10 protein-coding genes are annotated in these 9,453 nt (G+C 61.8%); 8 read left to right on the top strand and 2 right to left on the bottom strand.

The features are described from left to right. From ftsY to MLD24_RS18815, 8 genes are all read left to right on the top strand, one after another. Window positions 1-999: signal recognition particle-docking protein FtsY (ftsY, locus tag MLD24_RS18850; protein ID WP_248168637.1), on the top strand; the 999-nt coding region annotated here is incomplete at its 5' end. 47 nt (window positions 1,000-1,046) lie between these two features. Continuing rightward, complete coding sequence (gene ftsE / locus MLD24_RS18845) at window positions 1,047-1,733, top strand: cell division ATP-binding protein FtsE (protein WP_248168636.1); 687 nt, start codon at window positions 1,047-1,049, stop codon at window positions 1,731-1,733. Further along, window positions 1,723-2,733, top strand: coding sequence for a permease-like cell division protein FtsX (ftsX, locus tag MLD24_RS18840; protein WP_248168635.1), 1,011 nt, complete (start codon window positions 1,723-1,725; stop codon window positions 2,731-2,733). The genes ftsE and ftsX overlap by 11 nt, the downstream gene beginning before the upstream one ends. A 287-nt stretch (window positions 2,734-3,020) precedes the next feature. After that, complete coding sequence (gene rpoH, locus MLD24_RS18835; protein WP_227172734.1) at window positions 3,021-3,881, top strand: RNA polymerase sigma factor RpoH; 861 nt, start codon at window positions 3,021-3,023, stop codon at window positions 3,879-3,881. Between the two features lie 100 nt (window positions 3,882-3,981). Continuing rightward, window positions 3,982-4,908 carry an NAD(P)-dependent oxidoreductase gene (locus tag MLD24_RS18830; protein WP_248168634.1) on the top strand — a complete coding sequence of 309 codons (927 nt, stop codon included), beginning with the start codon at window positions 3,982-3,984 and terminating at the stop codon, window positions 4,906-4,908. 4 nt (window positions 4,909-4,912) lie between these two features. Then, the gene (hyi, locus tag MLD24_RS18825; protein WP_248168633.1) at window positions 4,913-5,695 is read left to right on the top strand and encodes a hydroxypyruvate isomerase; all 783 of its coding nucleotides are present in this window, start codon (window positions 4,913-4,915) and stop codon (window positions 5,693-5,695) included. Between the two features lie 114 nt (window positions 5,696-5,809). Continuing rightward, window positions 5,810-6,490: a winged helix-turn-helix domain-containing protein gene (locus MLD24_RS18820; RefSeq protein ID WP_227172731.1), complete on the top strand. Its 681-nt coding sequence runs from the start codon at window positions 5,810-5,812 to the stop codon at window positions 6,488-6,490. Continuing rightward, complete coding sequence (locus MLD24_RS18815; protein WP_248168632.1) at window positions 6,477-7,952, top strand: sensor histidine kinase; 1,476 nt, start codon at window positions 6,477-6,479, stop codon at window positions 7,950-7,952. The genes MLD24_RS18820 and MLD24_RS18815 overlap by 14 nt, the downstream gene beginning before the upstream one ends. Window positions 7,953-8,006: 54 nt before the next feature. Here MLD24_RS18815 and MLD24_RS18810 read toward each other — a convergent pair whose 3' ends face one another. Then, window positions 8,007-8,294 (bottom strand): hypothetical protein, encoded by a 288-nt coding sequence (locus MLD24_RS18810; protein ID WP_227172729.1) that lies wholly within the window; start codon window positions 8,292-8,294, stop codon window positions 8,007-8,009. A gap of 498 nt (window positions 8,295-8,792) precedes the next feature. Continuing rightward, entirely contained in the window at window positions 8,793-9,281 is a 489-nt protein-coding gene (greB, locus tag MLD24_RS18805; protein WP_248168631.1) for a transcription elongation factor GreB, read from the bottom strand. Window positions 9,282-9,453: the final 172 nt, after the last annotated feature.

Raw genomic sequence — 9,453 nt, 5'->3', positions numbered from 1 at the left:
GAGCCAGAGCCAGAGCCAGAGCCAGAGCCAGAGCCAGAGCCAGAGCCAGAGCCAGAGCCAGAGCCAGAGCCAGAGCCGCAGCTCAGTGTTTTTGAGCGACTTCGTAAGGGGCTGGGCAAGACCCGCGCCAACCTGACGTCCGGCCTGGCCGACCTGTTTTCGGTGGGTAAGCAGATTGACGAGGATCTGCTGGAAGAAATTGAAACCACGCTGCTGATGGCGGATGTCGGGGTGACCGCCACCTCCGAGATCATTGAGACTCTTACCGACAAGCTTGAACGCAACCAGCTCAAGGACGGTGCGGCCCTGCGCAGCGCCCTGCGGGAACAGCTCCACGGCTTGCTGGCGGACGTGACCAAGCCACTGCAGGTGGACGCCGGCAAGAAGCCGTACGTCATCCTGATGGTTGGGGTGAACGGAGTGGGAAAGACCACCACCATCGGCAAGCTGGCCAAGCACTTCCAGCGTGACGGCAAGTCGGTCCTGCTGGCGGCGGGGGATACCTTCCGGGCCGCGGCAGTGGAGCAGTTGCAGGTCTGGGGCGAGCGCAATCAGGTGCCGGTGGTGGCCCAGCACACCGGGGCGGACAGTGCGTCGGTGATCTACGACGCCGTGCAGTCAGCCCAGTCCCGGGGTGTCGACGTGGTGATTGCCGACACCGCCGGACGTCTGCAGAACAAGGACAACCTGATGAGCGAGCTGGAAAAAGTGGTTCGCGTCATGAAAAAGCTGGACGACAGTGCGCCCCACGAGGTGATGCTGGTGCTGGATGCCGGAACCGGCCAGAACGCCCTCAGCCAGGCGACAGTGTTCCAGCAGGCGGTGGGAGTCAGCGGTGTTACCCTGACCAAGCTGGATGGCACCGCCAAGGGCGGCATCGTCTTTGCCATTGCCCGTCAGCTGCAGTTGCCGATCCGTTACATCGGGGTGGGTGAGCAGGTGGATGACCTGCGCAGCTTCGATGCGGAAACCTTTGTCGACGCGTTGTTCGAAGAGTAATTCGCCACGACCGTCGTCTCCTGTCACTGACTGGGTAGTCCGAAGCCATGATCGAGTTTCAGCAGGTCAGTAAACGCTACGACAGCGACCATACGGCCCTGAAACAGGTGAACTTTCACCTGTCCCGGGGCGAGCTGGCCTTTCTTACGGGCCATTCCGGTGCCGGCAAGAGCACCCTGCTCAAACTGATCATGCTGATGGAGCGGCCGTCCGCCGGTCAGGTGGTGGTGGGCGGCCAGGTTCTCAATACCCTGCCCCGGCGCCAGGTGCCCTACATCCGTCGTCACATCGGTGTGGTGTTCCAGAATCACCAGCTGCTGTTTGACCGCACCGTGTTCGACAACGTCGCCATGCCGCTGGAAGTGATGGGCGTGCCGGCCGGGGATATCGGTCGGCGGGTGCGGGCGGCACTGGACAAGGTGGGTCTGCTCAACAAGGAGCGGATGAACCCGATGCAGCTGTCCGGTGGTGAGCAACAGCGGGTGGGCATTGCCCGGGCGGTGGTGAATAAGCCGCCGCTGCTGTTGGCGGACGAGCCCACCGGTAACCTGGACCCCGAGCTCTCGGCCGACATCATGCACCTGTTTGAACAGTTCAGTCAGGTTGGGGTTACGGTACTGATTGCCAGTCACGACATCGCCCTGATCGATGCCATGGGACGCCGCACCCTGACCCTGGAGCAGGGCCGACTGGTCGCCTCGGGTGCGACTATGGAGTCTGCCGATGGCCACTGAATCCCGCCGTAGTCGTCCCGAACGCGGTCGCGGTGCCGCCCGTTCCCGCAGCGAAAGCCGTTCCGCGGCGGAAAGCTATTTTGCCCATCACCGTAAGGTGGCCTCAGACAGTGCCCGGCGACTGCTGCGTACCCCGGTGGCCAGCTTGATGACCTGGCTGGTGATGGGCGTAGCGCTGGCGCTGCCGGTGGGGTTGTTACTGCTGCTGGGTAGCCTGCAGGGGGTCAGTGCCGGCTGGGAGAGCAGTGCGCGGCTGACCGCCTACCTGGAGGACGGCTTGTCCCTGGCCCAGGCTGAGCAACTGCAACTGGAAGTGGGCAGTCGCGGTGATGTCGACGACGTCGAGCTGATAGGCCGGGAGCAGGCGCTGGCGGAGTTCCGCGACAGCTCAGGTCTCAGCGACGCCCTGGATTACCTCGATACCAACCCGTTGCCGCACACGCTACTGGTGACGCCACCGGAAAGCGACCGTACGGCCGCCGGGGTGGAGCGCTTGGCGGCGGAGCTGAAAGCGCTGGCAGGGGTCGCCCAGGTACAGGTGGATCTGGGCTGGCTACAGCGGCTCAATGGGATGACGGAACTGCTGGCCCGGGGTGTCTGGGTGCTGGCGATGCTGTTGGGCGCGGCCGTAGTGCTGGTGATTGGCAACACAATTCGTCTCGCCATTGAGAATCGGCGTGATGAAATCCTGGTGGCCAAGCTGGTGGGGGGGACCGATGCCTTTGTTCGCCGGCCGTTTCTGTACACTGGCGTCTGGTTTGGGCTGGGCGGTGGCCTGGTGGCCTGGGTGCTGCTGCAGTTGTCGCTGTGGTGGCTCAGTGGCCCGATTGAGCGGCTGGCCGGATTGTATCGCAGCAATTTTGAGCTGACCGGTCTATCCTTCGAAGGCGCCCTGGGGTTGTTGTTGGTGGCCATGGTGCTGGGCTGGTTGGGGGCCTGGGTGGCGGTCAAGCGCCATCTCGATGCCATTGAGCCCGGTATGCCCTCCGGTGCCGGCTGAGCATGGCCTGCGCCGGGTAAGGGCGACTACCGGCAAGTGCCTGAAATCCGGTCCAAAGATACCGGCGGGGGTGACTGGTTGATGGACAATGGTCGAACCGGTGTTGTGGAAACACCGTATGTCGGAATCGGCGCTGTCACAGTAGTTTCAAATCGTCGCTGATGTCCCTGGAATATCTAACAGTTTGTTTATAAACGGTTAATGTTGGCGTAAAGGGAACTTTGAGCGCTCTTGGCGGTCAAAACATTAGTTGCTATATTTGCAAGTCCCTAAGTAGGAGGGCAAGCATGGGTACAAGTTTACAGTTGGCTGACAAACTGGTTCCGGGAGTCAATCTCGACGCCTATATTCAGGCCGCGAGCCGGATTCCGGTGCTTACAGTCGATGAAGAGCGCGACCTTGCCGAACGCCTGCATTTTGACGGTGATGTCGATGCTGCCCGGCAGCTGGTGCTGTCACATCTGCGTTTTGTCATTCACATCGCCCGCAGCTATTCCGGCTACGGTCTGCCGCAGGCCGACCTGATCCAGGAAGGCAACGTCGGGCTGATGAAGGCGGTTAAGCGCTTCAACCCCGAATACGGTGTTCGGCTGGTGTCGTTTGCCGTGCACTGGATCAAGGCCGAGATCCACGAATACATCCTGCGCAACTGGCGCATCGTCAAGGTGGCGACCACCAAGGCCCAGCGCAAGCTGTTCTTTAACCTGCGCAGCCAGAAGAAGCGTCTGGCCTGGCTCAACCACGACGAGCTGCAGGCGGTGGCCAGCGATCTCGGTGTGGAACCCCATGTCGTGAGGGAAATGGAAGGGCGTCTGGCCTCTCAGGACACCTCCTTCGATGGCCCTATGGACGATGACGACGACAGCAGCTATCAGGCTCCGGCCTACTATCTGGAGGATCGTCGCGCTGACCCTGCCACCCTGCTGGAACAGTCTGACTGGACCGAGGACTCCAACAGCCGCCTGATGCACGCGCTGGAGTCCCTGGATGAACGCAGCCAGGACATCCTGCGGGAACGCTGGCTGTCGGACAGCAAGTCCACGCTCCATGAGCTGGCGGCGAAGTACGGCGTGTCCGCCGAGCGTATCCGCCAGCTGGAGAAAAACGCGATGAAGAAAATTCGCGTACAGATGAGCGAAGCGGCCTGATCGGGCGCGCAGCTCACACCGTTGTTACCAACGCCACCGGGTTTTGCGACCCGGTGGCGTTTTTGTATCTGCCATTCACCGCCACCCGGAGTTTTCCGTCATGACACAACCCACCGTTGCTTTTCTCGGCATTGGCCTGATGGGGGCGCCGATGACCCGCAACCTGCTGGCGGCGGGGTTCGCCATGCGATTGTGGAACCGCACGGTCAGCAAGTGTGAGCCCTTCGCGGAAGCGGCGCACATCGCCGCCACGCCGGCGGAGGCGGTGGCTGGCGCGGATGTGGTGGTGACCATGCTGGAGAACGGCGATGTGGTGGAGGCGGTGTTGTTGGCGCCGGACGTGTTGGCGGCGTTGGCGCCGGGTGCCCTGGTGATTGATATGAGTTCCATTGCCCCGGCCCAGGCCCGGGACCATGGCGCTCGCCTACAGGAGAGGGGCATTCGTTATCTGGACGCGCCGGTGTCCGGGGGAACCCGGGGTGCGGAGGCTGGCGAGCTCAGCATTATGGCCGGTGGCGAGGCCGCGGTGCTGGCGGAGGCCTCAGCGGTGCTTTCGGCGCTGGGTTCGGTGACCCACATTGGTCCGGTCGGGGCCGGGCAGCTGGCGAAGCTGGCGAATCAGGCGATTGTTGGGATTACCATCGGAGCGGTGTCCGAGGCTTTGTTGCTGGCCGCCGGTGGCGGAGCCGATCCCGCGGCCGTGCGCCAGGCGCTGCTGGGCGGTTTCGCCAACAGCCGGATACTGGATCAGCATGGCTTGCGGATGATTGAGCGCGACTTTGAGCCCGGGGCGCCAGCGCGTATCCAGCTCAAGGACCTGCGGATGATCCTCGACGAGGCCCGGGCCCAGGGACTGACCCTGCCGCTGGCACAGCAGGTGCACAACAGTTACCAGTCGCTGCTGGCCAATGGCCACAGCGAAGTGGATCACAGTGGCCTGCTGCTGGAGCTGGAACACCTCAACGGCACTCGCCTGGGAGTCGTTGGCCCCGGTCCAGCCGGGTCCGGTTCTGGATCAAGGGAGTAACGAGATGCCCCGTTTTGCTGCCAACCTCACCCTGCTGTTCAACGAAGTGCCGTTCCCGGAGCGGTTTGCTGCCGCCCGCCAGGCCGGGTTCGAGGGAGTCGAATTCCTGTTTCCTTACCCCTGGCGCCGGCAGCAGCTGCGCCAATGGCTCCACGATCAGGGGCTGACCCAGGTGCTGTTCAACCTGCCGCCCGGTGACTGGGACGCCGGGGAGCGCGGCATTGCCTGCCTGCCGGGGCGGGTGGATGAGTTCCGTCGCGGTGTCGAGCAGGCGATCGGTTACGCCCAGGCGCTTGGCTGCGAGCGGGTCAACTGTCTGGCGGGCCTGGCGCCGGTCGGGGTGGCGGAAGCGGAAGTGTGGGATACCCTGGTGCGCAACGTCGACTGGGCCAATCAGCAGCTGGCGCGGGAAGGCATCACGCTGTGCGTGGAGGCCATCAACTCCCGGGTCGACATGCCCGGTTTTGTGCTGGACACTTCGGCGCGGGCGCTGCGGCTGATCGCTGAGGTGGCTTCCGACAACCTGAAGCTGCAATACGACCTCTACCATATGCAGATTATGGAGGGGGACCTGATCCGCACGCTGGAACGCTGCCTGCCGCAGGTGGGGCATATCCAGTTCGCCGACAACCCCGGACGGCACCAGCCGGGCACCGGGGAGATCCACTTCCCGGCGATCTTCCGGGCCCTAGACCGGATGGGCTATACCGGCTGGGTCAGCGCCGAATACCGCCCGTCTGGGCGTACTGAGGAGTCCCTGGCCTGGCTGGCCCGGGCCCGGAATTAAGCGGGCTGTGACCGTCGCCAATGGCGACACCCTCTTACAAGATCGTAACTGGTTGTCATTGAGGCAAGACCGTAACCTGTTTTTATGATTTTCCAAGAACCTGGAGGCTTTTGAGTGAAAGCGCTGGTAATTGAAGACGATCAGGACGTCGCAAGCTATCTGATCAAGGGACTGAAAGAGTCAGACTTCGTGGTGGACCACGCGGCGGATGGCAAGGAAGGCATGATGATGGCGGCCAGCGAAGACTATGACATCATGATCGTCGACCGCATGCTGCCGGGGATGGATGGTCTGTCGATCATCAAGACGGTTCGCGCCACCGGTAACCAGGTTCCGGTGCTGATCCTCAGTGCCCTGGGCGATGTGGATGACCGAGTCGAAGGCCTGCGTGGTGGCGGTGACGATTACCTCACCAAGCCCTTCTCGTTCACCGAGCTGCTGGCCCGGATCGAGTCCCTGGTACGGCGTAACCGCCAGGCCGCCGAGACTGAAACCGTGCTGCGGGTGGCGGATCTGGAAATGGACCTGCTGGCGCGGACGGTGAAGCGGGCCGGCCAGAACATCGATGTCCAGCCGCGGGAGTTTCGGCTGCTGGAGTATCTGATGCGCAACGCCGGCCAGGTGGTGACCCGCACCATGCTGCTGGAAAAAGTCTGGGACTATCATTTTGATCCCCAGACCAATGTCATCGACGTTCACATCAGTCGCCTGCGGGCCAAGATAGACAAGGAATTCGACACTCCGCTGTTGCAGACTGTCCGGGGTGCCGGATACATGCTTCGTGAAACTGCTTAGTCAGCTCCGCACATCCACCTTTCAGCTCGCCCTGCTGTACATGGTGGTGTTCGCCACATCAGTCTTTCTGTTGTTGGCGTTCATCTACTGGCGTACGGCGGGATTTATGGCCGCCCAGACCGACGAGACCATTGAAGCGGAAATCGCCGGTCTGGCGGAGCAGTACCGCGGTCGCGGCATCAACGGCCTGATCACCATCATTCGGGAGCGGGTGGCACGGGACCCCAACGGCAAGTCCCTCTACCTCGTGACCACCGAAGATTACATGAAGCTGGCCGGCAACCTCACCACCTGGCCGGAAGGTAGCCAGTCGCAGAGCGGCTGGATCAATTTCACCCTCAATGGTTCGGTTGGCTGGCAGGGTCCGCCAAGGCTGGCTCGTGCCCGAATCTTTGAGGTCCAGGGCGGGTTGCGGCTGCTGGTGGGTCGGGACGTGGACGACCTGTCCGCACTCAAACGGGTGATCGAAACGGCGATCAACTGGGGGATGGGGATTACCCTGGCCCTGGCGCTGCTCGGCGGTTTCATGATCAGTCGCAGCACCACGCGCCGGATTGAGGTGATCAACAACACCTCCCGCAAGATCATGAACGGTCACCTGTCCCAGCGAATACCCACCCGGGGCACCGACGACGACTTTGATCAGTTGGCGGAAAACCTCAACCAGATGTTGGATCGCATCGTGTACCTGATGGAAGGTATTCGGCATGTCTCCGACAGCATCGCCCACGATCTGCGAACCCCGCTGACCCGTCTGCGTAACCAGCTGGAGACCACCCTGATGGCGGTGGACAACGACGAGGCCCGGGAACAGGCCGGCCGGGCGGTGGCGGAAGCGGATCAGTTGCTGTCGACGTTCAACGCGCTGCTGCGCATTGCCCGCCTCGAGACCCGTGGCAATACCGCCGACATGAAACCGGTGTCGCTGGGGTTGCTGGTTACCGATGCCTGTGAGCTTTACGAGGCGGTGGCGGAAGACAAGCAGCAGGATTTCCAGCAGTCCCTGGATAACGAGGCGATGATCGATGGCGACCGGGACCTGCTGTTCCAGATGGTCAGCAACCTGATCGACAACGCCATCAAGTATACGCCGGAGCAGGGTGGTATTCGGGTGTCGGTGTACCGGGATCGGGACTACGTGGTGTTTGAGGTCAGTGACAGCGGCATCGGTATTCCCGATGACGAGAAGAAGAACGTGTTCCAGCGCTTTTACCGGGTCGGCAAGAGCCGGTCATTGCCTGGCAATGGGTTGGGACTGAGTCTGGTGAGTGCGGTGGCGGAGATCCATCAGGGTCAGATTCTGCTCAGCGACAGCCATCCGGGCGAAGAACGTCCGGGGCTGACCGTCACTATCCAGTTGCCGGCCTACCGCAAACAGAACCGGCGCCAGAAAGCGGGCCAGGGCAAAGGCGATAACGACGAGACCACTGCCGACGCGACCGAACTCTCCTCCGCAGAGTAGTTAAGCAAGAGTAGTTAAGCAGAGGCTGCTTGGGTCGCGTCGGCGGCCGGGCTTTTAGCCGCGCAGGCTGCCCCGTAGTTCGTCCAGGCGCGAGCGCAGTGGCCCGATCACCGATTCCGCACGGGTTTCCACCTGATGGCGCAGGCCTTCCAGCTGCGACCGGCGACGGTCAATGCGGGCCTGAATGCTGTCCCACTCGCCTTCCAGGTGTTTCTGTTCGTTCATGACAAACGCCGCCAGGTTGTGGCGGTTGACCTTACCGGTGATGCCCAGTTGGTCCAACTGATAGCCCAGGTGATCCAGGCCGGTGAGTGCGGTGTCGAGCAGTTGCTTGGTGTTCATGGCAATCTTCCGAAACGTGGCTAATAGGGATTGTGGCCAAACCTACTGGCTATTTTTAGGATGCACAACCTAATTCCGGTCTGTCGGAAACGTAATGGCCTGGCCACCCTGCAGTAATTGTCAATCCGTATAGTAGAAGGTGTAGTTAGGAGCCTCTGGCTCACTCCGAACCGTCTCTGCACGCTCTGAGGGCTGTAGCTGCAAGGCGCGGTTCGCAGCCAATGGCCGTAGCCCTTGGCAAGGGCCGCAACGCCGCAGATGCAGTCCTCAGAGCGCGCCCTTCGGGGCTTTCAGAGCGATCCACACCCGGCGTTGCGACGCTTTGAAAGGCGGCCAGCCTGTCTGCATCGTCGCGCCTTGAGTGTGAACCGCTCTGAAAGCCAGAGATGATTCGGAGTGAGTCAGAGGCTCCTTGGAGTCTCCGCAAGACTCAGGCATGTGCCCTTCCGCAGATGGGCGCATTGACCCTCCAGCACAGCGCTAGCCTTCGCCCCGTCCTTACGGGGCTTTTTTATGGTGTTCGTACTCAATGGCGTTGATGACCCAATAGGCCGGGCCCTGGGGGGTGTTCACCTCGACCTCGTCGTCCACCCGTTTCTTCAGTAGTGCTCGGGCCATCGGTGTGTCGATGGAAATGTAGTCCTTGCGATCGAAGATCTCATCATAACCAACAATGCGGAAACGCTTGGTCTCGCCCTCTTCGTTTTCAATCTCCACCCAGGCGCCGAAGAACACCTGGCCCTCCTGCTCCGGGGCGGCATCCACAACTGTCAGCTCCGCCAGAACCCGTCGCAGGTAGCGCACCCGGCGGTCGATCTGTCGCAGCAGCTTCTTGTTGTACTGGTAATCGGCGTTTTCGCTGCGATCGCCCAGGCTGGCCGCCCACTGCACCTTGCGGGTGATCTCGGGACGATGCTCGCGCCAGAGGTAATCCAGCTCTTTTTTCAGGGCTTCAAAGCCATCACGGGTAATGAGTTTTGCGCGCATGGTGTGAGTCGTCGTTGGTGACTGTCTGTGTGGGCGAGTGTATCAGAGCGATGGATGACCGTAAGACCCTGTGTATTTCAGGGGCAATGCAACGATTGGTGAAAATTTGGCCTGATCGGACCCGTGAATAGGGTCACAGAATTGGCGAACTCTCCATCGGGTTGCTTTAATT

This window comes from Marinobacter xestospongiae, assembly GCF_023156385.1.
Classification (GTDB): Bacteria; Pseudomonadota; Gammaproteobacteria; order Pseudomonadales; family Oleiphilaceae; genus Marinobacter; species Marinobacter xestospongiae.
The sequence above is the reverse complement of the archived record's forward strand: the minus strand, read 5'-3'. Positions and strand labels throughout refer to the sequence as shown.

What these genes read in the sequence shown, in the direction of transcription:
- ftsX (WP_248168635.1), top strand. Translation starts at nt 1,723, where the DNA reads ATGGCCACTGAATCCCGCCGTAGTCGTCCCGAACGCGGTCGCGGTGCC.
- MLD24_RS18810 (WP_227172729.1), bottom strand. Translation starts at nt 8,294, where the DNA reads ATGAACACCAAGCAACTGCTCGACACCGCACTCACCGGCCTGGATCAC.
- greB (WP_248168631.1), bottom strand. Translation starts at nt 9,281, where the DNA reads ATGCGCGCAAAACTCATTACCCGTGATGGCTTTGAAGCCCTGAAAAAA.
- MLD24_RS18830 (WP_248168634.1), top strand. Translation starts at nt 3,982, where the DNA reads ATGACACAACCCACCGTTGCTTTTCTCGGCATTGGCCTGATGGGGGCG.
- ftsE (WP_248168636.1), top strand. Translation starts at nt 1,047, where the DNA reads ATGATCGAGTTTCAGCAGGTCAGTAAACGCTACGACAGCGACCATACG.
- hyi (WP_248168633.1), top strand. Translation starts at nt 4,913, where the DNA reads ATGCCCCGTTTTGCTGCCAACCTCACCCTGCTGTTCAACGAAGTGCCG.
- rpoH (WP_227172734.1), top strand. Translation starts at nt 3,021, where the DNA reads ATGGGTACAAGTTTACAGTTGGCTGACAAACTGGTTCCGGGAGTCAAT.